The sequence below is a fragment of the Serratia sp. BFP-2025 genome (assembly GCF_050880365.1).
Lineage (GTDB): Bacteria > Pseudomonadota > Gammaproteobacteria > Enterobacterales > Enterobacteriaceae > Serratia > Serratia surfactantfaciens.
On the sequence record NZ_JBPAFV010000001.1, the window covers coordinates 25,727 to 45,727 of the forward strand.

24 protein-coding genes are annotated in these 20,001 nt (G+C 59.8%); 11 read left to right on the forward strand and 13 right to left on the reverse strand.

Features of this window, described 5'->3' with window-relative positions; translation table 11 throughout:
- Positions 1–57: 57 nt before the first annotated feature.
- From ACRAWE_RS00110 to ACRAWE_RS00120, 3 genes are all read left to right on the forward strand, one after another.
- Positions 58–1,002 carry an MBL fold metallo-hydrolase gene (locus ACRAWE_RS00110; protein WP_019455581.1) on the forward strand — a complete coding sequence of 315 codons (945 nt, stop codon included), beginning with the start codon at positions 58–60 and terminating at the stop codon, positions 1,000–1,002.
- Positions 1,003–1,155: 153 nt separating this feature from the next.
- Positions 1,156–1,896, forward strand: a complete 741-nt coding sequence (locus ACRAWE_RS00115) for an SDR family oxidoreductase (protein ID WP_063919957.1) — start codon at positions 1,156–1,158, stop codon at positions 1,894–1,896.
- 64 nt (positions 1,897–1,960) lie between these two features.
- A complete protein-coding gene (locus tag ACRAWE_RS00120) occupies positions 1,961–2,164 on the forward strand; it encodes a DUF1289 domain-containing protein (protein ID WP_019455579.1) in 204 nt (67 codons plus the stop codon).
- Positions 2,165–2,225: 61 nt separating this feature from the next.
- Here ACRAWE_RS00120 and nrdF read toward each other — a convergent pair whose 3' ends face one another.
- The 5 genes from nrdF to ACRAWE_RS00145 all read right to left on the reverse strand — a co-directional run bounded on the left by nrdF (position 2,226) and on the right by ACRAWE_RS00145 (position 6,681).
- Complete coding sequence (nrdF, locus tag ACRAWE_RS00125) at positions 2,226–3,197, reverse strand: class 1b ribonucleoside-diphosphate reductase subunit beta (protein WP_004928917.1); 972 nt, start codon at positions 3,195–3,197, stop codon at positions 2,226–2,228.
- Between the two features lie 8 nt (positions 3,198–3,205).
- Complete coding sequence (nrdE, locus tag ACRAWE_RS00130) at positions 3,206–5,350, reverse strand: class 1b ribonucleoside-diphosphate reductase subunit alpha (protein ID WP_025160247.1); 2,145 nt, start codon at positions 5,348–5,350, stop codon at positions 3,206–3,208.
- Positions 5,332–5,736 carry a class Ib ribonucleoside-diphosphate reductase assembly flavoprotein NrdI gene (gene nrdI / locus ACRAWE_RS00135; RefSeq protein WP_063919954.1) on the reverse strand — a complete coding sequence of 135 codons (405 nt, stop codon included), beginning with the start codon at positions 5,734–5,736 and terminating at the stop codon, positions 5,332–5,334. The genes nrdE and nrdI overlap by 19 nt, the downstream gene beginning before the upstream one ends.
- Before the next feature lie 9 nt (positions 5,737–5,745).
- The gene (gene nrdH / locus ACRAWE_RS00140) at positions 5,746–5,976 is read right to left on the reverse strand and encodes a glutaredoxin-like protein NrdH (RefSeq protein ID WP_004928934.1); all 231 of its coding nucleotides are present in this window, start codon (positions 5,974–5,976) and stop codon (positions 5,746–5,748) included.
- A 273-nt stretch (positions 5,977–6,249) separates the two neighbouring features.
- Positions 6,250–6,681: a carboxymuconolactone decarboxylase family protein gene (locus tag ACRAWE_RS00145; RefSeq protein WP_063919953.1), complete on the reverse strand. Its 432-nt coding sequence runs from the start codon at positions 6,679–6,681 to the stop codon at positions 6,250–6,252.
- A gap of 95 nt (positions 6,682–6,776) precedes the next feature.
- Here ACRAWE_RS00145 and ACRAWE_RS00150 point away from each other — a divergent pair, with 95 nt between their 5' ends.
- On the forward strand, positions 6,777–8,207 hold the full coding sequence (locus ACRAWE_RS00150; protein WP_432524319.1) for a PLP-dependent aminotransferase family protein: 1,431 nt from the start codon (positions 6,777–6,779) through the stop codon (positions 8,205–8,207).
- 61 nt (positions 8,208–8,268) lie between these two features.
- Here the strand turns inward: ACRAWE_RS00150 and ACRAWE_RS00155 are convergent, their stop codons facing one another.
- On the reverse strand, positions 8,269–8,577 hold the full coding sequence (locus ACRAWE_RS00155; protein WP_004928950.1) for a DUF883 family protein: 309 nt from the start codon (positions 8,575–8,577) through the stop codon (positions 8,269–8,271).
- 91 nt (positions 8,578–8,668) lie between these two features.
- Positions 8,669–9,637 (reverse strand): nickel/cobalt transporter, encoded by a 969-nt coding sequence (locus ACRAWE_RS00160; RefSeq protein ID WP_063919951.1) that lies wholly within the window; start codon positions 9,635–9,637, stop codon positions 8,669–8,671.
- A 199-nt stretch (positions 9,638–9,836) separates the two neighbouring features.
- On the opposite strand from ACRAWE_RS00160, the gene asr reads away from it, so the two are divergent.
- Entirely contained in the window at positions 9,837–10,187 is a 351-nt protein-coding gene (gene asr / locus ACRAWE_RS00165; RefSeq protein ID WP_004928953.1) for an acid resistance repetitive basic protein Asr, read from the forward strand.
- Between the two features lie 195 nt (positions 10,188–10,382).
- Here the strand turns inward: asr and ACRAWE_RS00170 are convergent, their stop codons facing one another.
- Together ACRAWE_RS00170 and ACRAWE_RS00175 are read right to left on the reverse strand one after the other, a co-directional pair.
- Positions 10,383–10,763 (reverse strand): DUF4440 domain-containing protein, encoded by a 381-nt coding sequence (locus ACRAWE_RS00170; protein ID WP_063919950.1) that lies wholly within the window; start codon positions 10,761–10,763, stop codon positions 10,383–10,385.
- Positions 10,760–12,142 carry an MFS transporter gene (locus tag ACRAWE_RS00175; RefSeq protein WP_063919949.1) on the reverse strand — a complete coding sequence of 461 codons (1,383 nt, stop codon included), beginning with the start codon at positions 12,140–12,142 and terminating at the stop codon, positions 10,760–10,762. The genes ACRAWE_RS00170 and ACRAWE_RS00175 overlap by 4 nt, the downstream gene beginning before the upstream one ends.
- Before the next feature lie 105 nt (positions 12,143–12,247).
- Here ACRAWE_RS00175 and ACRAWE_RS00180 point away from each other — a divergent pair, with 105 nt between their 5' ends.
- On the forward strand, positions 12,248–13,144 hold the full coding sequence (locus ACRAWE_RS00180) for a LysR family transcriptional regulator (protein ID WP_063919948.1): 897 nt from the start codon (positions 12,248–12,250) through the stop codon (positions 13,142–13,144).
- Here ACRAWE_RS00180 and ACRAWE_RS00185 read toward each other — a convergent pair.
- Positions 13,104–14,144 carry an alpha/beta hydrolase family protein gene (locus ACRAWE_RS00185; protein WP_063919947.1) on the reverse strand — a complete coding sequence of 347 codons (1,041 nt, stop codon included), beginning with the start codon at positions 14,142–14,144 and terminating at the stop codon, positions 13,104–13,106. The two genes, ACRAWE_RS00180 and ACRAWE_RS00185, sit on opposite strands and share 41 nt — an antisense overlap.
- 150 nt (positions 14,145–14,294) lie before the next feature.
- Between ACRAWE_RS00185 and ACRAWE_RS00190 the strand changes: the two genes are divergently transcribed.
- From ACRAWE_RS00190 to ACRAWE_RS00200, 3 genes are all read left to right on the forward strand, one after another.
- Positions 14,295–15,299: a helix-turn-helix domain-containing protein gene (locus ACRAWE_RS00190; protein WP_432524322.1), complete on the forward strand. Its 1,005-nt coding sequence runs from the start codon at positions 14,295–14,297 to the stop codon at positions 15,297–15,299.
- Positions 15,300–15,393: 94 nt separating this feature from the next.
- Positions 15,394–16,566 carry an MFS transporter gene (locus ACRAWE_RS00195; RefSeq protein WP_084799174.1) on the forward strand — a complete coding sequence of 391 codons (1,173 nt, stop codon included), beginning with the start codon at positions 15,394–15,396 and terminating at the stop codon, positions 16,564–16,566.
- 102 nt (positions 16,567–16,668) lie between these two features.
- Positions 16,669–17,007 carry a DUF2002 family protein gene (locus tag ACRAWE_RS00200; RefSeq protein ID WP_019455568.1) on the forward strand — a complete coding sequence of 113 codons (339 nt, stop codon included), beginning with the start codon at positions 16,669–16,671 and terminating at the stop codon, positions 17,005–17,007.
- Between the two features lie 27 nt (positions 17,008–17,034).
- Here the strand turns inward: ACRAWE_RS00200 and ACRAWE_RS00205 are convergent, their stop codons facing one another.
- Both ACRAWE_RS00205 and ACRAWE_RS00210 read right to left on the reverse strand, forming a co-directional pair.
- Positions 17,035–17,481, reverse strand: coding sequence for a DUF1198 family protein (locus tag ACRAWE_RS00205; RefSeq protein ID WP_063919944.1), 447 nt, complete (start codon positions 17,479–17,481; stop codon positions 17,035–17,037).
- Positions 17,482–17,548: 67 nt separating this feature from the next.
- On the reverse strand, positions 17,549–17,884 hold the full coding sequence (locus tag ACRAWE_RS00210; RefSeq protein WP_004928976.1) for an MbeD/MobD family mobilization/exclusion protein: 336 nt from the start codon (positions 17,882–17,884) through the stop codon (positions 17,549–17,551).
- A gap of 184 nt (positions 17,885–18,068) precedes the next feature.
- On the opposite strand from ACRAWE_RS00210, the gene smrA reads away from it, so the two are divergent.
- Entirely contained in the window at positions 18,069–18,641 is a 573-nt protein-coding gene (gene smrA, locus ACRAWE_RS00215) for a DNA endonuclease SmrA (protein WP_432524326.1), read from the forward strand.
- A 64-nt stretch (positions 18,642–18,705) separates the two neighbouring features.
- Here smrA and ACRAWE_RS00220 read toward each other — a convergent pair whose 3' ends face one another.
- On the reverse strand, positions 18,706–19,377 hold the full coding sequence (locus tag ACRAWE_RS00220; protein WP_019455565.1) for a LexA family protein: 672 nt from the start codon (positions 19,375–19,377) through the stop codon (positions 18,706–18,708).
- A gap of 173 nt (positions 19,378–19,550) precedes the next feature.
- Here ACRAWE_RS00220 and ACRAWE_RS00225 point away from each other — a divergent pair, with 173 nt between their 5' ends.
- On the forward strand, positions 19,551–19,919 hold the full coding sequence (locus ACRAWE_RS00225) for an antiterminator Q family protein (protein ID WP_154747735.1): 369 nt from the start codon (positions 19,551–19,553) through the stop codon (positions 19,917–19,919).
- The last annotated feature ends 82 nt before the right edge of the window (positions 19,920–20,001 follow it).

Consider the following 20,001-nt stretch of genomic DNA (forward strand, 5'->3'; position numbering starts at 1 on the left):
CGCATCGGGCTTTTTGCGTCAATACTTAGCGCTGTTCAATTCTCGCAAGGAGTCATCATGTTCTGGAAACGTTGTCTGCTGGGGGCGGCGTTGGCCGTTATGTCATTACAGGCCGGGGCCGCCGCGCCGCAGGCCAAAACCCCGACGCCGGGATTCTACCGCATCATGTTGGGCGGTTTTGAAGTGACCGCATTGTCTGACGGCATCATTCGCCTGCCGGCGGACAAACTGTTGCTGAACAGCACGCCGCAGCAGATCGCCGCCGGGTTAGCCGAGCAGCATCAAAGCCTGCCGGTGGTCACCTCGGTCAATGCCTATCTGATCAATACCGGCGACAAGCTGGTGATGATCGACAGCGGTGCCGGCCAACTGCTGGGCGGCGGGCTGGGCAAGCTGGTGGATAACCTGCGCGCGGCGGGCTACCAGCCGGAACAGGTGGATGAGATCTACCTGACCCATATGCACCCGGACCATCTTGGCGGTCTGACGCGCGATGGCAAGGCGGTATTCCCCAATGCGGTGGTGCGCGCCGCCAGCCAGGATGCGGACTTCTGGCTAAGCGCCGAGCGGCTGAAACAGGCTAATGCGGAGAGCAAAAGCAACTTCGAAAGAGCCCAGGCGGCGATCAAACCTTACCAGACGGCCGGCCATTTTAAGCCGTTCAACGGCGACGGTGAACTTTCGCCGGGCATTGCCGCCTTTGCCGCCCATGGCCATACGCCGGGCCACAGCGTCTATCAGGTGACGAGTCAGGGTAAAAAGCTGCTGCTGTTGGGGGATCTGATCCACGTAGCGGCGGTGCAGATGCCGCATCCGAAGGTGGCGATCGGCTTTGATAGCGACGCCAAGGCGGCGGTCGCCCAGCGGCTGCGGGTGTTCAGCGACAGTGCACGGCAGAGCGAGCTGGTCGGTGGCGCACACCTGTCGTTCCCGGGATTGGGTTACCTGAACCGCCAGGGTGAAGGCTATACCTGGGTGCCGCTGAACTACGGCGCGCTGTAATGGACATGGCCGCCCAACGGGCGGCCATCGAACAGAGCCCAGCGGCATTGTTCGATAATTTGGGATTATGATGCCAGAGAATCAGGGCTGATTCGCCGTGATAAACAGTGCATGATGAACGCTCTGCCCGTTGCTTTCTTTAAGGATCTCCCGATGAACCAGAAAACGCCTCCTGTCGCCATCGTTACCGGCGCATCGCGCGGCATCGGCGCCGCTATCGCCGAGCGCTTGGCCGCCGACGGCTTTACCGTCGTCATCAACTATTCGGGTAACCCGGCACCGGCCGACGAGCTGGCGCGCAAGATAGAACAGCGCGGCGGCCGCGCCTTGAGCGTCAAGGCCGACGTCAGCGATGCGGCTGCGGTCGCCCGGCTGTTCGACAGCGCCGAACAGGCGTTTGGCGGCGTCGATGTCCTGGTCAATAACGCCGGGGTGATCGCGCTGGCGCCGATAGCGGACATGGGGGATGAAGAGGTGAATCGCCTGCTCGACATCAACCTGAAAGGCAGTTTCAACACGATGCGCGAGGCGGCGAAGCGCCTGCGCGACAACGGTCGCATCATCAACTTTTCCTCCAGCGTGGTGGGGTTGCTGCAGCCGGGTTACGGCATGTATGCCGCCAGTAAGGCGGCAATCGAGGCGTTGACCAGCGTGCTGGCGAAAGAGCTGCGCGGCCGCAATATCACGGTGAACGCCGTCGCGCCGGGGCCGACCGCCACCGGCTTGTTCCTCGACGGCAAAACCCCGGAGCTTATCGAGCGGCTGGCGAAGATGGCGCCGCTGGAACGCCTGGGCTCGCCGGAAGACATCGCGGCGGCGGTGGCCTTTCTCGCGGGGGCCGACGGCGGCTGGATCAATGGCCAAACCCTGCGCGCCAACGGCGGCATCATCTGATTGACGGCGCGCCGCCGCCGGATCGGGTATCCTGTGGCGGCACACATCACATCAAGGGCGGTTTATGGCGGGCAACAATCAGCACTCTCATCTCGGCGTCAGGTCGCCCTGCATCAGCCTGTGTCGGCTTGATGATGAGACGCAGCAGTGCCGGGGATGCCGGCGCACGCGGGCGGAGATCGCCGCCTGGCCGACCGCCAGCGACGCGGAGAAACGCGCCATCTGGCGGCGGCTTGAGCTGCGTGATGATTTAAATAAAAACAAATAGTTGAGCGGGGATAACACACCGCACCCCCGCTAGCGGCGTTTCCTGATAGAGTCAGCCAGCCTTAGAAATCCCAGTCCTCATCCTCGGTGTTGACCGCTTTGCCGATAACGTAGGACGAACCTGAACCGGAGAAGAAGTCGTGGTTTTCGTCGGCGTTCGGCGACAGCGCCGACAGGATCGCCGGGTTGACCTCCGCCATCGCCGGTGGGAACAGCGCTTCATACCCGAGGTTCATCAGCGCCTTGTTGGCGTTGTAGTGCAGGAAGGTCTTCACATCTTCCGTCCAGCCGACGCCGTCGTACAGCTCCTCGGTGTAACGCACCTCGTTGTCGTACAGATCCTGCAGCAGATCGAAGGCGAAGTTTTTCACCTGCTGGCGCCGCGCGGCGTCCACCTTCTCCAGCCCTTTCTGGAACTTATAGCCGATATAGTAGCCGTGCACCGCTTCGTCGCGAATGATCAGGCGGATCAGATCGGCGGTGTTGGTCAGCTTGGCGCGGCTGGACCAGTACATCGGCAGGTAAAAGCCCGAATAGAACAGGAACGACTCGAGGAACACGCTGGCGACTTTTTTCAGCAGCGGATCGTCGCTGCGGTAGTGCGCCAGAATGATGCCGGCTTTCTTCTGCAGCGCGCGGTTTTCCTCGCTCCAGCGATAGGCGTCATCCACGTCCGGCGTTTGGCACAGGGTGGAGAAGATTGAGCTGTAAGAGCGGGCGTGCACCGCCTCCATAAAACTGATGTTGGAGTACACCGCCTCTTCGTGCGGCGTCAGCGCATCGGCGATCAGGGCCGGCGCGCCGACAGTGTTCTGGATGGTGTCCAGCAGCGTCAGCCCGGTGAACACCCGAATGGTCAGCTGCTGCTCCTTCGGCGTCAGCGTGGCCCAGGAGGGGATATCGTTGGACAGCGGCACCTTCTCCGGCAGCCAGAAGTTGGAGGTCAGGCGGTTCCACACCTCCAGATCCTTGTCGTCTTCGATGATGTTCCAGTTGATGGCGCGCACCAGCGGCGCCGATGTTACGGTCGTCATAAGTTGCCTCACAGCGAGCAGGACACGCAGCCCTGCACCTCGGTGCCTTCCAGCGCCATCTGGCGCAGGCGGATGTAGTAAATGGTCTTGATGCCTTTGCGCCAGGCGTAGATCTGCGCGCGGTTGATGTCGCGGGTGGTGGCGGTATCGCGGAAGAACAACGTCAGCGACAGCCCCTGATCGACGTGTTGCGTGGCGGCGGCATAGGTATCGATGATTTTCTCCGGGCCAATCTCGTAGGCATCCTGGTAATACGCCAGGTTGTCGTTGGTCATGTAAGGCGCGGGATAGTAAACGCGGCCGATCTTGCCTTCCTTGCGGATCTCGATGCGCGAAACGATCGGATGGATGCTGGAGGTGGCGTTGTTGATGTACGAGATGGAACCGGTCGGCGGCACCGCCTGCAGGTTCTGGTTGTACAGCCCGTGCATCATCACCGACTGGCGCAGCGCGCGCCACTCGTCGCGGCCCGGAATAGCGATGCCGGCGGCGGCGAACAGCTCGCGCACCCGCTCGGTCTGCGGCAGCCAGTCGCGTTCGGTGTACTTGTCGAAGTACTCGCCGCTGGCATAGCGAGAGTGCTCAAAGCCGTCGAACGTGCCGCCGCGTTCGATCGCCAGCCGATTCGAGGCGCGGATGGCGTGATAGGCCACGGTATAGAAATAGAGATTGGTGAAGTCGATGCCTTCTTCCGAGCCGTAGAAGATGCGCTCGCGCGCCAGGTAACCGTGCAGGTTCATCTGGCCCAGACCGATGGCGCGGGCGCTGCGGTTGCCTTCGGCGATCGAGGGCACCGAGCGGATGTCGCTCATGTCGGCCACCGCGGTCAGCGCGCGGATCGCGGTCTCGATCGCCTTGCCGAAGTCCGGCGCGTCCATGGTTTTGGCGATGTTCAGCGAGCCGAGGTTGCAGGAGATGTCCTTGCCGATGCGATCGTAGCTCAGATCCTCATGATACGTGCTGGCGCGGTTGACCTGCAGGATCTCCGAACACAGGTTGCTCATGTTGATGCGACCGGCGATCGGGTTCTCCCGGTTGACCGTGTCCTCGAACATGACATACGGGTAGCCGGATTCGAACTGGATCTCCGCCAGCACCTGGAAGAACTCGCGCGCGTTGATGCGCGACTTGCGGATGCGCTTGTCGTCCACCATCTCGCGGTATTTTTCACTGACGCTGATTTCAGACAGCGGCATTCCATACACCCGCTCGACGTCGTAGGGCGAGAACAGGTACATCTCTTCGTTGTTCTTCGCCAGTTCGAAGGTGATATCCGGGATCACCACCCCCAGCGACAGCGTCTTGATGCGGATCTTCTCGTCGGCGTTTTCCCGCTTGGTGTCGAGAAAACGCAGAATGTCCGGGTGGTGGGCGTTGAGATACACCGCGCCGGCTCCCTGGCGCGCGCCGAGCTGGTTGGCGTAGGAGAAGGCGTCTTCGAGCATTTTCATGATCGGAATGACGCCGGAAGACTGGTTTTCGATGCGCTTGATCGGCGCGCCCACTTCGCGAATATTGCTCAGCAGGAAGGCCACGCCGCCGCCGCGTTTCGATAGCTGCAGCGCGGAGTTCACCGCCCGGCCGATCGATTCCATATTGTCTTCGATGCGCAGCAGGAAGCAGGAGACCAGTTCGCCGCGCTGGCGTTTGCCGCAGTTGAGGAAGGTCGGCGTGGCCGGCTGGAAGCGGCCCGAAATCATCTCCTCCACCAGATCCTGCGCCAGGGCGGTATCGCCCGCCGCCAGCGTCATCGCTACCATGCACACCCGATCTTCGTAGCGTTCCAGATAGCGCTTGCCGTCGAAGGTTTTGAGCGTATAGCTGGTGTAGTACTTGAAGGCGCCGAGGAAGGTCTCGAAGCGGAATTTTTTGGCGTAGGCCTGCTGGAACAGCTGCTTGATAAACGGGAACTCGTACTGCGCCAGCACCTGCGGCTCGTAGTAGCCTTCTTCCACCAGATAGCGCAGCTTTTCCTCCAGGTTATGGAAGAACACGGTGTTTTGGTTGACGTGCTGCAGGAAGTATTGCCGCGCCGCCAGCCGATCCTTGTCGAACTGGATCCGGCCTTCCGCATCGTAAAGATTGAGCATCGCGTTGAGCGAATGGTAATCCAGCGCGCCCGTCTCGGGCCTGGTCAGTTCTGTCGTTGCCAAAATGCGGTTACTCCCTGTCGAACGTTTTCAACGTCTTGCGAGGTGCCGAGCAGCTCGAAGCGGTACAAAAAAGGCACCTGGCATTTTTTGGCGATGATGTCGCCGGCGATGCCGTACGCTGCGCCGAAGTTGGTGTTCCCGGCGGCGATGACGCCGCGCAGGTAGGAACGGTTTTGCGGAACGTTGAGAAAGCGGATCACCTGGATCGGCACCGCGCCGACGGCGCTGCCGCCGCCATAGCTGGGCACGATCAAGATATAGGGTTGTTCCATCAGCAATTTGCTGCGGGCGCCGGCGATCGGAATGCGGATCGCCGGCAGGCCCAGTTTCTCAACGAATCGATGGGTGTTCTCCGAGCTGCTGGAGAAATAGACCAGCGGATTCATCGGCGGGCCTCAGCAGGTGAGCGCCAGCGCGCCGATTTTGTCCGGACGGAAACCGGACCAGTGATCGTCACCGGCGATAATCACCGGAACCTGCTGATAACCTAATGATTTAACGTGGTTCAGCGCCTGCTGATCCTGGGTGAGATCGATCACCTGATAATCAATCCCCTGCTTATCAAATGCGCGATAGGTGGCGTTGCACTGGACACAGTCCGGCTTACTGTAAATAATAATGCTCATGATTCGCATTTACCTTTAGGCTGAAGGAAAGGCGGACAAGTCAGATAACGGAGCATCGTTCCTGGCGTTTCTGACGGCGTTATCAACCGAACGACATTCCCTGCGGCTGACCTATAAAATACTATATGTTGATATTTGTTTTATCAACCACGCTATATATGGTGTTTTGTGTAAGGTGATACGCAGACCGCGTCGGGGCTGGGAAGGCGAGGGGAAAATTTTTTTTGCGGGTGGGAAATTCCCCCTCTCAGAGAAGAGGGGGAGGCGAACGCATTATTGACGCATGCTGACGGCCAGTCGGTTGAAGGCGTTCATGATGCTGATGGCAAAGGTCAGATCGGCGATCTCGGCGTCGCTGAAGTGTGCTTTCAGCGCCTCAAAAGCGCTGTCCGGCGCGCCGGTGGCGGCGATCAGCGTCACCGACTCGGCCCATTCCAGAGCCGCGCGCTCACGTGCGCTGAATTCATGGCTGACGCGCCAGCCCGCCAGCGTATCGAGTTTGGCATGGCTGAAGCCGTTTTCGCGTAGCGCTTTACCGTGCATGTCCAGGCAGTAGGCGCAGCCGTTGATCTGCGAAACGCGCATAAACATCAACTCGATGGTCGCTTTGTCCAGAGCGCCTTTCTCCAGCGCCATCAGCGCGCCCACCATATTTTTGTACGGGGCGGGCGCCAGCTCGGCGTAGTTCAAACGTTGCTTAATCATGGTCAACCTCAATGGGGAGTAACGAAATCATGACGCTACTTTAGCGGCCTTATGGTCTATGCTATAGGGCCATAAAATGATTATTTAACCGGGCCATGATGCCAACTTTCCTGACCTCGCTGCGTTTGGACAGCCGGCTCGCCGAGCCGCTGTACCGGCAGATTTATCTGCGAATCAAAGACGCCATCGCCCAGGGCAACCTGGCGGCGGGCAGCCGGCTGCCTTCGGTGCGCGGGTTGGCGAGCGATCTTGGCGTGGCGCGTGCCACGGTGGAAAGCGCCTATGCTCAACTGATCGCCGAAGGTTTCTTGCTGAGCCGGGGGCAGGCGGGCACCTATGTCTCGCCGCAGTTGCCACCCATGCAGGGGGCGGCGTCTGCTGCGCCGTCGCTGCCGGCGGTGGCGCCCGATCCGCTGCAGCCGCAGGGCATGCTGCAGCCTTTCCAACTGGGCGTGCCGGCACTGGATGCGTTTCCTCGGGCGCTGTGGCAGCGCATTGTCGCCCGCCAACTGCGCGGTTCTACGGTGGCTTCCCTGGCGCTGCCGCCGGCCGGCGGCCTGCCTGAACTGCGTGAGGCGATCGCCCATTATCTGCATTTGTCGCGCGGCATCAGCTGCCGGCCGGAACAGATTTTCCTCTGCGCCGGCTACCCGGCGCTGTTGGACTGGGTGGTGGAGACGCTGTTGCACGCCGGTGACGCGGTATGGATTGAAGATCCCGGTTATCCGGTCACGCGCCCGCTGCTGCGGGCCGCCGGCGTGCGGCCGGTCGCCGTGCCGGTGGATGAACAGGGCATGGACGTCGCCGCCGGTATACTGACTGAGCCCGAGGCGCGGCTGGCGGTGGTGACGCCGACTCATCAAAGCCCGCTTGGCGTCTCGCTCAGCCTGGCGCGGCGCATGGCGCTGCTCGACTGGGCGCAGCAGCGTGCGGCCTGGATCCTCGAGGATGACTACGACAGCGAATTTCGCTATCACGGGCGGCCGCTGCCGCCGCTGAAAAGTCTCGATGTTCAGGGACGGGTGCTGTACGCCGGCACTTTCAGCAAAACGCTGTTCCCGGCGCTGCGCATGGCTTATCTGGTGGTGCCCGCCGATCTGACGGAGGTATTCGCGCGCAGCAGCCGGCTGCGCGGCTGTGGCTGCCCGCCGCTGCTGCAGGCCGGCGTGGCGGATTTCATCCGCCAAGGTCATTTCTACCGCCACCTGAAACGCATGCGGCCGGTGTACCGCCAGCGGCGCGAGTGGTTGACGCAGGCGCTGGAACGGCAGCTGGGGGTATGGCTGACGGTGGTGCCGCAGCAGGGCGGCATTCAGCTATTGGCTCGGTTACATCACGGGCTGGCGGATGCGCCGTTGGCGGCGCAAGCGTGGCGGCACGGGTTGGCGGCGCAGGCGTTGTCGGATTGGCAAATCGATCATCCGGCGGGGCAAGGATTACTGTTGGGATTCGCCAATTTCAGCCGGCGAGAAGAGACAGAGCGGGCGGTGCAGGGGTTGGCGCAGCTGTTCAAACGCGCAAATTAAACGGCCCGCGATTTCCGCGGGCCAGACGCACATCTGTTTTATCTTTATGACTGCAGGGGTGTTAACGCCGGGCCAGCAGCACGCCGAGCACGATGCCGACAGCGGCACCGATCCCTACGCCCTGCCAGGGTTTGTCACGCACATAGCTGTCGGCTTGATCGACCGCGTCGCGCGCATGCTGTGTCAGACTGGTGGAGCCATTGAACCGCGCCCTTGCGTCGCGCAGCACGCCTTTCGCCTTGCTGTGCAGCTCTTTCAGTTCCTCTTTGGTCTTGTCACCGGACTCACGCAACACTTCATCCAGCGTATCGGCCAACAGAGTGACGTCCTGATCGATGTCGCGTTCTGTTCTTTCTGCTTTCTTAAACATTCGGCTCTCCGTTTCGACACATGTCTTTTAAGTGTAGACCATGCTGAGATTTGTGTGGCCGATCACGGAAAAAAACGACGATTCGCCGGCGTTAACAACCGGCGGCGATGAAATCGCCGTTAGCGCTGACCGGGATCACGGAATTAAACAGCACCAGCGCGAACAGGATAAGAATTACGCCGCCGAGCATTACCGCGATGCGGGAAACCTGTGCCAGATAATAGCCCGTCAGGCCGGGTTGGCTGGTCAGAAAGCGCTCGCGCGCGTGGTGCACCAGCGTGGCGAGGATCATGATCGACAGCCCGGTGCCCAGCGCCATGCTCATGGCGGAGATCACGCCCCAGGTGAACATGCCGATGGCGTTGGCGAAGACCAGGATCAGGATCGCGCCGCTGCACGGACGAATGCCGATCGAGACGATCAACCACAGGGCGTTGCGCCAGCCACCGGTCAGTTCGGCCGCGCTGGGTTGATGTCGGTGGCCGCATTCGCATGCCGCCGTATGCGGATGGTCCGCCGGATGCAGCGCTTTGATGACCGGTGAACGGCGCCACCGCCAGCCGCCGGCGCGCAGGATGACCATCAGGCCGAAGGCGGCGATAAATAACGCGCTGCCTTTTTCTACCCAGTAACGGCTGAGGCTGAGATCGCCCATCGACAGGTTAAGCGCCACCGCCAGCACCACCACGAACACAATGGCAACGACACCTTGCATCAGGCTACCCAATAGGGTGATCAGCCGGCTGGCGTTCAACTGCTGGCGATGGGTGGCCAAGTAGGTCGTGATGACGAACTTGCCGTGGCCGGGGCCGATGGAGTGCAGGAAGCCGTAAGCGAAGCTGGCCAGCGTCAGCATCAGCCCGCCGCTGTATTGCTGGTTGCGCTGCTGCAGCAGATAGAGCACCAGATAGCGGTGCATGTAAATCTGGAAGTTAATGCAGTACTGCACGAACTCCGCCCAGTGCCGCACGAACAGATAGAGCAGCGTCAGCAGCAGCAGGCCGGCGAGGGCCAGGCCGGCGTAGCGGCCGGGCGCGTGTTTCAACGAGGCGGTTTTCATAGCGTGAACAGACCTGTGCCGAGGGCGTCTTTCTACAGCATATATCCGCCGATAGGGTTCACAAGCGCCATTCACAAACGTTGTACATTTGGTTACTCGGCGAAACCAATCACTCACGGAAACGGCGGTTTGATTCCACTAGTATCTGTTTCAACGGCTCCACCGGAGCTTACCGAAACAACACTCTGAGGATTTAAAGATGAAAAAAGTATTAGCGCTGATCGTTGCTGCCACTATGGGTCTGTCTTCTGTTGCTTTCGCTGCTGATACTGCAGCTACTGCTCCGGCTACCACCACTGCTCCAGCTGCGACCACCACTACCGCTGCGCCAGCGGCTGCTGCTGAAAAAGCGCCAGCTAAAGCAACGCACCACAAGAAAGCTAAGCACCACAAAAAAGCGCCAGCCCAGAAAGCTCAGGCCGCTAAAAAGCACCACAAAAAAGCGCCAGCTCAGAAAGCCCAGGCTGCTAAAAAGCACCACAAAAAAGCGCCAGTGCAGAAAGCTCAGGCCGCTAAAAAACACCACAAAAAAGCCGGTAAAAAAGCTTAATTAAGTGATGTTTGCGGAACCGAAAGGTTCCGCATGATCCAGCCCGTATTTCAGACACCCGGTTCTTCCGGGTGTCTTCTTTTGAGGCTACGCACGATGATCAATCGCTATCTGTTTGAAGTCATTTTCAGCGCGGTGACCCTGTGCGGGGTGATCGTCGGCTGGGAACTGTTTTTGGCCGGCAGCTTTTTGTGATTACTGCGCCATAGCGGTTTCGTGCAAATGTCGCCAGCCGATTGCGGCGGGCAGACGCTCGAACACCACCGTGGAGTGCCGCAGGGTGGCGCTTTGCCCTGGCAACCGCTGTTTTTCTCGATAACTGACTACCGCGCCCGTCGGCCATTCGGCCACCAGCTTCATCTCTTCTATCTCGATTTCCAATCCCGGTTTGGCGGCGCGATGCGCGCGGAAAAAAGCGCACAGCGCGGTGAAATCCAGCGGGGCGCCGTTCAGCGCGATCATGCTGAAATCCGGCGTAAAGCGCGCCAGCAGCGCCTGTTCCTCTCCAGCCCCTTTGCCCAGCCAGCGCTCAATGGCGATGTGGGCGTCGATCACTTCGGTAAAATACGGGTTCATACAGCATCCTGTTTAGCGTTGAGTTGGCGCACGATGGCGCGGTTGGCGAGACGCAGGCACAACAGCAGCGGAATAAGTACGCTGGCGCCCGCCAGAATAAAGCAGGTTCGGTAGGCGGCTGCGGGTGGCAACACGGTCAGCAGCAGATTCAACAGCAGGCTGAGCAGCGCCACGCCGAGGCAGAAACTGAGCTGGCGGTTGATATTCCACAGCGCGCTGGCGTCCGCCAATTGGCCGTCGGGGATCTGCAGGAACGCGCTGCTCTGCGCGGTGCTGCTGCACAGGCTGCCGCCGAACCCCATCAGGGCGAAGGCGGCGATCTGCAGCACATGCTGCCCGGCCTGATCGATCTGCGCCAGCGTCAGCATGCCGGCGCCTTGCAGCAGGCAGCCGACGATCAAAAGCGGCCGCGGGCCGAGGCGATTAAAGCTTTTGCCGGTCAGCGTGATAGCCAGGAACGACGCCAGCGCCCAGGGCAGCATCAGGCCGCCGACCTGAGCGGCGGGCATCGCCAGCTGGTTTTGCAGATACAGCATCGCCACCAGGCTGACGCCGATGAACAGGCCGGGAATGCATAAGTAAACCGCCATGGCGTTGCGCAGCAGCGGGTCGCCGATCAGTCGCAGGTTCAGCAGCGGTTGCGGAGTGTGCAGGCTATGGCGCAGATAATAGGCCAGCACCAGCAGGCCGGCGATCAGCAGCGCCGTGCCGGAAGCCTGATGACCGGCTTCGCTGAGCCGCGTCAGGCCGAGCAGCAGCAGCGTCAACGCCGCGCAGGCGCTCAGCAGGCCAGTGGCGTCGAGCGGTTTTCGCTCCGTCGCCGATGTTTCCGCGCGCAGCCATAGCGCCGCCAGCGCCAGCGCCAAGGCCGCCAGCGGCAGGTTGGCGAAAAACACCCAGCGCCAATCCAACCGATCGACGAGCCAGCCCCCCAGCGCCGGTGACAGCGCCGGCGCCAGCAGCCCGACTAACATGATGGCCGCCGACAGCCCGGCGCGTTCATGGCTGCGATACAGCTGATAGGTCAGCGTCTGGCCGATGGGGATCAGCAAGCCGCCGCCCATGCCCTGCAGGGTGCGCCAGCCGATCAGCGCGCCGATGCTCTCGGCGTTGCCCGCACCGAGGGTGGCCAGCATGAACAGCGCCAGTGAAAGAATAAATACCCGGCGCCCGCCGATGCGCTGCGCCAGCCAGGCGCTGAGCGGGATCACCAGCGTCAGGCCGAGAATATAGCCGTTGCTGACCCACGCCAGCTGGCTGACCGACGCCCGCATTGCCTGGCCGATGGCGGGGTAGGCGACGTTGGCGATAAACATATTGATCAGATCGACGAAAAAGCCGAGCAGATAGACGATTGCCACTTTGCTGCGATAAGACATGGTGCCTCCGGTTGAAGGCGAGCAGTGTAGCGGGGGGAAAAGTGCGGATAAATCGGCGGCGGGCGATTACACTGTCAAAATCATTTTGACAATAAGGGTATCGAAATGCTGAATTTGCAGCGCCTGGCGATCTTCGCGGCGGTGGTGGAGGCTGGCAGCTTTACCGCCGCCGCGGTGGCGCTGGGGCAAACCAAGGCGGTGGTGAGCTTTAACGTCAAGCAGCTGGAGAACGAGCTGGGGGTTTCACTGCTGGCGCGCAGCACCCGGCGGCTATCGCTGACTGATGCCGGCGAGCGTTTCTACCAGCGCAGCCTGCAGCTGCTGCAGGAGGCGGAAAATGTGCTGGACGACGTGCGCCGCGATCATCATGGGTTGAGCGGCGTGCTGCGTATCACCAGCACGCCGGAGTATGGCGCGCAGGTGGTGGTGCCGGCGCTGGCGGCGTTTTCGCGACAGCATCCGCGCCTGCGCATCCAGCATGTCTCTTCTTCTTACCATGCCGATCTGATCTCAGAGCGCTTCGACGTGGCGATCCGCCTGGGGCAACTGGCGGATTCCAGCCACCGTGCGGCCTTGATCGACAGCTTCGCCATTTTTCCGGTGGCGGCGCCGGATTATCTGGCCGACCGGCCGATCCATTCGCTGACGGATCTGGCACAGGCGCAGTGGATCGCCCACAGCCGGCTCAGTTCGCCGCTCAGCTGGCAGGTGATCACGCCGCAGCGCGAAGCGGTGCTGTTCAAGGTCGCGGATGCCGCCACGCTCACCGGCGACAGCGCTGCGGCATTGCTGGCGTTCACCTTGCATGGCGGCGGCGTGGCGCTGCTGCCGGCGTGGCTGGCGCAGCCCGAAATCGATGCCGGCAGGCTACAACGGTTGCTGCCGGATCACCGTTTCCCTGAGCAGAGCATCTATGCGCTCTACCCGAACACCCGCCATGTGCCGGAGAAGGTGCGGGCGTTTATCGATTTTCTGCGCGCACGGGTAGCCAGGGGCGAATGAACGGCAATATTGCCGCCACCGTTTGCTGATGTACCCATTCACGTTGGGCAGGCGTGGTTGCGCATAGTACCTCTGCTTCCTGTTCTTCAGAGGCCAAAATTTTGCGGCCGTTGGGTTGGCAAATGGGTAAGAAATCGAAATGATTGCCGCGGGTTAATCGCTGTGCGCGGATAGGCTGTTCAGCGCCGTTAGCTGCCAGCGACGCCCCACCCAAACGCGAGCCTTTCTCGCTTGGCAGATAGTTTTGCGGTTCGATAATCAACAAGGGGCTGTTTAGGTGACGCAAACTCTCCGGCCGCAGATAGGGCACCATGCCGGGATCGAGGGCGACGGCAAAGCGGATACGCGGGTCGGTATAATCGGCATCGAACCGATCGGCGGCGACCTGCGTCAGGTCAACCCTGGCCTGGGTATAGAACCGGCAATTGGGTGACTGCGGCCGTTGCCGACAACCGGCGATGAAATCTGCCAGTCTGACTCTGCCGCCGATGGCCGCGATAGCGCTGTAACCGCCCTTGGAGTGGCCGACAACGCCGATGGCGTGAGGGTTGACGAGAGCAGCCCAGCGAGGGGAGGCGCCGATCGCGTCAATCAGCGCGGAGATATCTTCGGTTTGCCGCCAAAGATTGATGGACTGCGCCGGGACTGAGTCGCCGGTGGTACTGCCGGGTGAGTTGGCGGCAATCACCACCACGCCATGGCTAACCAGCGCTGCCGCCAGCCAGGCCTGGCTGGTATTGTTCCCTCCGCTGCCGTGACTGAACACCACCAAGGGAAAGGTGCCCCTGGCCGGTGGTGCGTCAATTTGGCCGGCAATACCGGTGAATACCGGATTGGCACCGACGTTTTGTCGTGGGCCTTCGGCCTCGGTGGGATAATAAATACGGCTGGCGAGCGTGCGCGAACCCCGGGAAAACGCTTCATCATGAATGGCGATCTGATAAGGCGATGCGCTGGCCGTCGTGCACAGCAGCAGCCACAGGGACAGTAACTTTTTCATCCTCACATCCTCATTACGACAAAAGCGCAAAGGTGACATCGGCTGTGCCTCTCGGCGACCTCGATCGCGATCAAGGTCGTTAAATTATTGTTTTAACAGACTTAAGGCCATACACTTTTCCGCTTCGTCTCTTTGGATAAGGCGTAATGAATGCCGCTCATTCCCGTTACCTTTTTGTTCAGCCTGCTGTGCTGCGGGCTGTTGCTTCGCCTTGGCCGGCCCAGCGCCCGGCGTTGGGTTTTCCAGCTGTTACTGCTGCTGTGCGCATGGCAAAGCCTGCTGGTGGGGTTGCGTTACGGTTACGACTTAACGCAGTTCAACCGGTTGCAGCCGATGGGAGCCGTCATGATCCCGGTGCTGGTCTGGCTGGCCTTCCGGGTGAGCACGCAGGGGCGATTGCGGCTTGCCGATGTCTGGCATTTTGCGCCCTTATGCCTGACGCTGTTGGCCAGCTGGTATGCGCCAGTTTGGTTGGATGCGTTGATTATTGCCGCCGATGCGGGTTACGGCGTGGCCTTGTGGTATGCACTGCGCGGCGGGGAGAACAGTTTGAAGCAGGTGGCGTTGGCGGAAAGCTGGCTCTGCTGCCGTCTGTGGCGTGGGTTAGCCATTTTATTGTTCACCGTCGCGATAGCGGAGCTGATCATTACCCTCGATTTTGCCTGGTTTGGCGGGCGACATGCCGGCCTGTTGGTGACGGTCGACACTCTGCTGCTTACGTTGGGCGTGTACCTGGTCTTGTCCCGCACCCGGCCGGCGGAGCAACCGGTCGAGGAAACGCCGGAGCCTGTTAAAGTCGTCGCAGTGAATGATGACCAGATCCACCACTGGTTTGTTCAGGTGCAACAGCAATTGCTGAAAGACGATCTTTATTTGCAACCGGAGCTGAATTTGGCGCTGTTGGCGCGCAAAAGTGGATTGCCGGCGCGCCGGGTGTCGCAGGCCATCAATCAGTATGCCGGGATGAATGTCTCGCAATACGTGAACCAATTGCGCATCGGTGAGGCGGCGCGCAGGCTGCTTGTCGGCGATCGCCCGATAACCGAAATCATGCATGAGTCGGGATTTACCACCAAGTCGAATTTTAACCGCGAATTCTTGCGCGTATATGGTGCCAATCCCAGCGAATGGCGCAGGCAGCAAAGACTTAGTTAAATAATAATTCGTTATCACTCTCTCATTTATCATCAAATCTCATCGGGGTATGCTGGAGAGCTTCGCCTACCCCGTCCGATGCGAGCCACCTTCGATGACCGCAGAAAATAACCTCCAGTTGAACCGACGCATTCTGTCCGTGGTGATGTTCACCTTCGTCTGCTACCTGACCATCGGCCTGCCGCTGGCGGTGCTGCCGGGATTTGTGCATAACCACCTGGGCTACAACTCGGTGCTGGCGGGCCTTATCATCAGCGCGCAGTACTTCGCCACGCTGTTCAGCCGCCCGCACGCCGGGCGCTACGCCGATCTGCTGGGGCCGAAGAAGGTGGTGCTGTTCGGCCTGGCGTGCTGCGGCGTCAGCGGCCTGTTTTACGCGCTGGCGTTCGGCGTTGACGGCTGGCCGTGGCTCAGCCTGCTGCTGCTGTGCGTGGGGCGGGTGTTTCTCGGCGTCGGCGAAAGTTTCGCCAGCACCGGTTCCACGCTGTGGGGTATCGGCCGGGTCGGGGCGATGCACACCGCGCGCGTGATTTCCTGGAACGGCGTCGCCACCTACGGCGCAATGGCGGCCGGTGCGCCGCTCGGCGTGTATCTGAACCAGCAGTGGGGATTGGCCGGTGTGGCGGCGCTGATCGTGCTGGCGGTTGCGGTCGCGCTGCTGTTGGCGAGCGGCAAACCGGACGTCTCGATCGCCGCCGGGCAACGCATCGCCTTCAGCGCGGTGCTCGGCCGTATCTGGGCTTATGGCCTGGGACTGGCTATGGGCACCGTCGGCTTCGGCGTGATCGCCACGTTCATCACCCTTTACTACGCCGACAAGGGCTGGAGCGGTGCGGCGTTTTCGCTGACGCTGTTCAGCTGCGCCTTCGTCGGCATCCGCCTGATCTTCAGCAACGTCATCAATCGCCACGGTGGCCTGAAGGTGACGCTGGCGTCGTTTCTGGTGGAGATCGTCGGGCTGCTGTTGATCTGGCAAGCCGGCGAGCCCTGGATGGTGCAAACCGGCGCGTTGCTGGCCGGCGCCGGTTTTTCGCTGGTGTTCCCGGCGCTGGGCGTCGAGGCGGTCAAGCAGGTGCCGCCGCAGAATCAGGGGACGGCGCTCGGCACCTATTCGGCCTTCCTCGATCTGGCGTTGGGCATCACCGGACCGCTGGCCGGGCTGTTGATTGGGCAAGCGGGCGTGCCGCCGATCTATCTGGCGGCGGCGCTGCTGGTGGCGCTCGGAGTATTACTCACCCTGCGTCTGTTGCAGCAGCGTCGGGCCTGAGTCAGGAATAGTCTGAAACCCGGATTCCTCCCCAGAAAATCATTGTTTCGGTGAATGATTACGGTAAGGTCGCTCAGCGGTCCAGAATGAGAGGAGGAATCGATGTATTTACGGCCGGATGAAGTGGCTAAAGTGTTGGAGAATACCGGCTTTGAGCGTGATTATGTCACCGATCAGGCCTATGGCTACCGCAAGGGCGCACACTATGTGTATGTGAATCGCGAAGCGCGGATGGGCAGAACCGCGTTGGTGATCCACCCGGCTCTGAAAGAGAAAAGCGTGCATTTCGCCACGCCGACCTCGCCGGTGCGCACCAGCGAACAGTATCTGGAGTTTCCCCTGGATTTAAGCGGCGACGCCCCGAACCAGCGTTACGGCATCGCACACGGCTTCAGCTCGCGCGAAGCGCTGTCGCGCTACCTCTACAGCATGTTCCTGTAATCGGTCCCCCGCCCCAGGGGGACGCTATCAGCCGTGGGCCAATGCTTCGCGGTTGAAACGCTCATTGTAGGCGCGACGGAACTGCGCCAGTTCAAACGCATCGATATCCAGCTCGGCGAAGTAAAACAGCGCCGCTTCCGTGTGTTCGGCGTGCAGCTCCGGCGACAGCCCGGCGCGCAGCAGCATATCGCGCCATTGGCCGATCTGTTCGTCATCCGCCTGCTTGATGAACGTCAGGTAGATGAACAGCAGGTAAGCGGCCTGGTGCATCTCTTCGGTGTAGCCGTTGTTCAGCATGCGGATAAAGGTCTGGCTTTGGCGGCCGCCCATTTCCTGGATCATCGATTCGATCAGCATCGGTTTGACCCTCAGCAGATGGGCCAGCGAATCGATGGCTTTACGAGTGTCGGACGTCAAAATGCGGTAACCGATAATAAATACGACGATCAGGGCGGCGAGGATGATCCAGGTCATTTAGGCTTTATTACACTCTCAATACGCCAGAAGAGGGGCGGGAGGCGCTGTGCGACAGCGCCTGTTATCAATGCTGTTCGCCGCTGAAATTACCGACCGCGCTCTGTTGGCGCAGGTGGTGATTGAAGGTGGCCGCGTCTTTGGCCAGCGCATCCAGATGGGCGCCGAGCATTTTGATCTGCTTCACCAGCGCATGCTGTTCCGGCACCGAGCTGGCGGTGCTCAGCTTGCGCGCCAGTTGTTCATTCTGCGCCCGCAGCGCGGCTTCGCGCTGTTTGGCTTCTTCCAGCAGTTGCTGCAGCGCCTGGTAGCTTTGCTGCCATTCGCGGTGTTGCCGTTCGAAGCTGCTCTGCAACTCATTCATCGCATTTTGAAACTGGATTTCCAGCTCGCGCATTGTCATGGGCTCGATCCTTTGCGGCACTCAATGATGGCTTAGCAGTATAGCGAAAACTGCTCGCAAGCTCACCCGTTGACGACAAATGAGACAAATGCCGCTGACAATTCCCGGCTTGCAACCGCGCCAAGGCGTCTTACAATCGTCCCCATCCCCGGCCGTAAAGGCTGCCGTTCAAGAGAGGTGGAACATGAGCGAGCAGGAAAAAGACTTTTTTGAACAGGCGATGGCGGACGTGGTGCCGCTGGCGAGCGGGCGGCAGACGCTGTACCTCAAGCCGCAGGAGACGACGGACAAAAGCGCGCGGCGCGAAGCGCAGCGGCTGCTGCAAGAAAATTTCCTCAGCACTGATTTTCTCGAGGTGATCCCCTGTGAACAGCCGCTGGAGTTCAAAGGGGAAGGCATTCAGCAGGGCGTGCTGGACAAGCTGCGCAACGGCCGTTACCCGCCGCAGGCGTCGCTGAATCTGCTGCGTCAGTCGGTTGAAGCCAGCCGGCAGGCGCTGTTTCGCTTTATCGTGCAGGCGGAGGCGCAAAACCAGCGTTCGCTACTGATCGTACATGGCCGCGGGCGCCAGAACGAGAGCCATCCGAATATCGTGCGCAGTTACGTCGCCAAATGGCTGGCGCAGTTTGAACAGGTGCAGGCGTTTTGCCGCGCCTTACCCCGCGACGGCGGTGAGGGCGCCTGCTACGTCACGCTGCGTAAATCGGCGCAGGCCAAGGCGGAAAACTTCGAGCGCCACGCCAAGCGCAGCCGTTGAGTGAGGAAACCGCTATACCTCAGGAGAATGATTGCGGCGTGGCATGAGACATGAAACAGCGGACTTATCGATGGCGACGAGATTTACCCGAAAAGATAACAGTACCGATGATATGGCAGTTGCTGTTGATTGGGATGTAACGTTCCGGCCAATCAGGATTGAGTGCTTTTAGCATCCGTTCTGAGCCCTCTTCAATAAAACGTTTAAATGTGGTTTCGCCGAAGTCGCTCATTAAAGCGATCACGTCATCGCCATTCCAGGGGGTAACATCAGGATCGACAAAAATCAGATCGCCAGGGGAGTATTCCGGGCTCATTGAATCGCCGACCACACGCAAAATGTAGGTCCTTTCCCCACAGGCGACAGGGCAGGGATAGTGTTCTGTTTGAATCAAATCAACCTCTGAAAACGCGATTTCCGTCCAGGCTCCTGCCTGAACCCAGGATATCACCGGAACCAATTTTATCTTTTTATCGTTGCCGTACGATGTTTCCTGAACGTTGGTGTGGCCGGCGGCGGTGTCATGGGTTTTATCCAACCATCCAGTAGCAAGAGAAAAACAAATTTCCATATGGCGAGCGAGATCGTCGCCAATTTTTTTTGTGGGGTTTTTACCGATAACTCGGCTGATTTGCGTCGCTTCGCGATCCAACATGGCAGCGAAGTTTGAGTTGCCGCCCACGCCGTCGCGCAATTTTCTGGCGTTTTCCCGTCGGATTTCTTCGATCGTTTTCATATCACTTATTACAGCATATGTACCAAAATGGTACAAGTTACTTGTTTAACTATTTTTTATATGCATAATGTATCTACTGGGTACATTTGTTGATGGTTTTAGTCAGCGTAAATGTACTTTTAGCACATTTTTTGAGTGATAGTGAATTCATAAGGTACATTCCTGGAGGGGGCATGAGGGATATACAGCAGGTATTGATGCGGTGGGGAGGCTGGGCGCGGGAACATCCTTCGATGGGATACTCTCATATCGCTGCGGGCTTTAAGGGATTGTTGCCGAATACGGCAAAGAATCGCCTTTCTTGTTGTGATGAAGACGGATTGGCTGTCGATCGTGCCGTTGCTCGATTGCAGGCTATACGTCAACCAGAAGAGTTGGAGTTGATTCTGCGTCACTATGTGTATGGCGAATCAAAATCGGCTATCGCACGTGGTTGGAAATGCTCTGAAGGGAGAGTTCGTCAGCAAATGCAAATTGCGGAAGGTTTTATAGATGGATGTTTATCTCATGAGGAAATAAAGTTGCAGATGGAAAACTATTAGCGTATTCATAAAAAGCGTTGAGGTTTTTCACAATTTTTTATATAGCCCCGTTTATCGGGGTGTTTTTGTTTGTTTTATTTTT

Coding starts and splice junctions, on each gene's coding strand:
- ACRAWE_RS00145 (WP_063919953.1), bottom strand. CDS start 6,681: ATGATTAAGCAACGTTTGAACTACGCCGAGCTGGCGCCCGCCCCGTAC.
- ACRAWE_RS00190 (WP_432524322.1), top strand. CDS start 14,295: ATGCCGCTCATTCCCGTTACCTTTTTGTTCAGCCTGCTGTGCTGCGGG.
- ACRAWE_RS00220 (WP_019455565.1), bottom strand. CDS start 19,377: ATGAAAACGATCGAAGAAATCCGACGGGAAAACGCCAGAAAATTGCGC.
- ACRAWE_RS00115 (WP_063919957.1), top strand. CDS start 1,156: ATGAACCAGAAAACGCCTCCTGTCGCCATCGTTACCGGCGCATCGCGC.
- smrA (WP_432524326.1), top strand. CDS start 18,069: ATGAGCGAGCAGGAAAAAGACTTTTTTGAACAGGCGATGGCGGACGTG.
- ACRAWE_RS00180 (WP_063919948.1), top strand. CDS start 12,248: ATGCTGAATTTGCAGCGCCTGGCGATCTTCGCGGCGGTGGTGGAGGCT.
- ACRAWE_RS00185 (WP_063919947.1), bottom strand. CDS start 14,144: ATGAAAAAGTTACTGTCCCTGTGGCTGCTGCTGTGCACGACGGCCAGC.
- ACRAWE_RS00110 (WP_019455581.1), top strand. CDS start 58: ATGTTCTGGAAACGTTGTCTGCTGGGGGCGGCGTTGGCCGTTATGTCA.
- nrdH (WP_004928934.1), bottom strand. CDS start 5,976: ATGAGCATTATTATTTACAGTAAGCCGGACTGTGTCCAGTGCAACGCC.
- ACRAWE_RS00195 (WP_084799174.1), top strand. CDS start 15,394: ATGACCGCAGAAAATAACCTCCAGTTGAACCGACGCATTCTGTCCGTG.
- nrdI (WP_063919954.1), bottom strand. CDS start 5,736: ATGAATCCGCTGGTCTATTTCTCCAGCAGCTCGGAGAACACCCATCGA.
- ACRAWE_RS00205 (WP_063919944.1), bottom strand. CDS start 17,481: ATGACCTGGATCATCCTCGCCGCCCTGATCGTCGTATTTATTATCGGT.
- ACRAWE_RS00155 (WP_004928950.1), bottom strand. CDS start 8,577: ATGTTTAAGAAAGCAGAAAGAACAGAACGCGACATCGATCAGGACGTC.
- asr (WP_004928953.1), top strand. CDS start 9,837: ATGAAAAAAGTATTAGCGCTGATCGTTGCTGCCACTATGGGTCTGTCT.
- ACRAWE_RS00150 (WP_432524319.1), top strand. CDS start 6,777: ATGATGCCAACTTTCCTGACCTCGCTGCGTTTGGACAGCCGGCTCGCC.
- ACRAWE_RS00210 (WP_004928976.1), bottom strand. CDS start 17,884: ATGACAATGCGCGAGCTGGAAATCCAGTTTCAAAATGCGATGAATGAG.
- ACRAWE_RS00160 (WP_063919951.1), bottom strand. CDS start 9,637: ATGAAAACCGCCTCGTTGAAACACGCGCCCGGCCGCTACGCCGGCCTG.
- ACRAWE_RS00170 (WP_063919950.1), bottom strand. CDS start 10,763: ATGAACCCGTATTTTACCGAAGTGATCGACGCCCACATCGCCATTGAG.
- ACRAWE_RS00225 (WP_154747735.1), top strand. CDS start 19,551: ATGAGGGATATACAGCAGGTATTGATGCGGTGGGGAGGCTGGGCGCGG.
- nrdF (WP_004928917.1), bottom strand. CDS start 3,197: ATGACGACCGTAACATCGGCGCCGCTGGTGCGCGCCATCAACTGGAAC.
- ACRAWE_RS00200 (WP_019455568.1), top strand. CDS start 16,669: ATGTATTTACGGCCGGATGAAGTGGCTAAAGTGTTGGAGAATACCGGC.
- ACRAWE_RS00175 (WP_063919949.1), bottom strand. CDS start 12,142: ATGTCTTATCGCAGCAAAGTGGCAATCGTCTATCTGCTCGGCTTTTTC.
- ACRAWE_RS00120 (WP_019455579.1), top strand. CDS start 1,961: ATGGCGGGCAACAATCAGCACTCTCATCTCGGCGTCAGGTCGCCCTGC.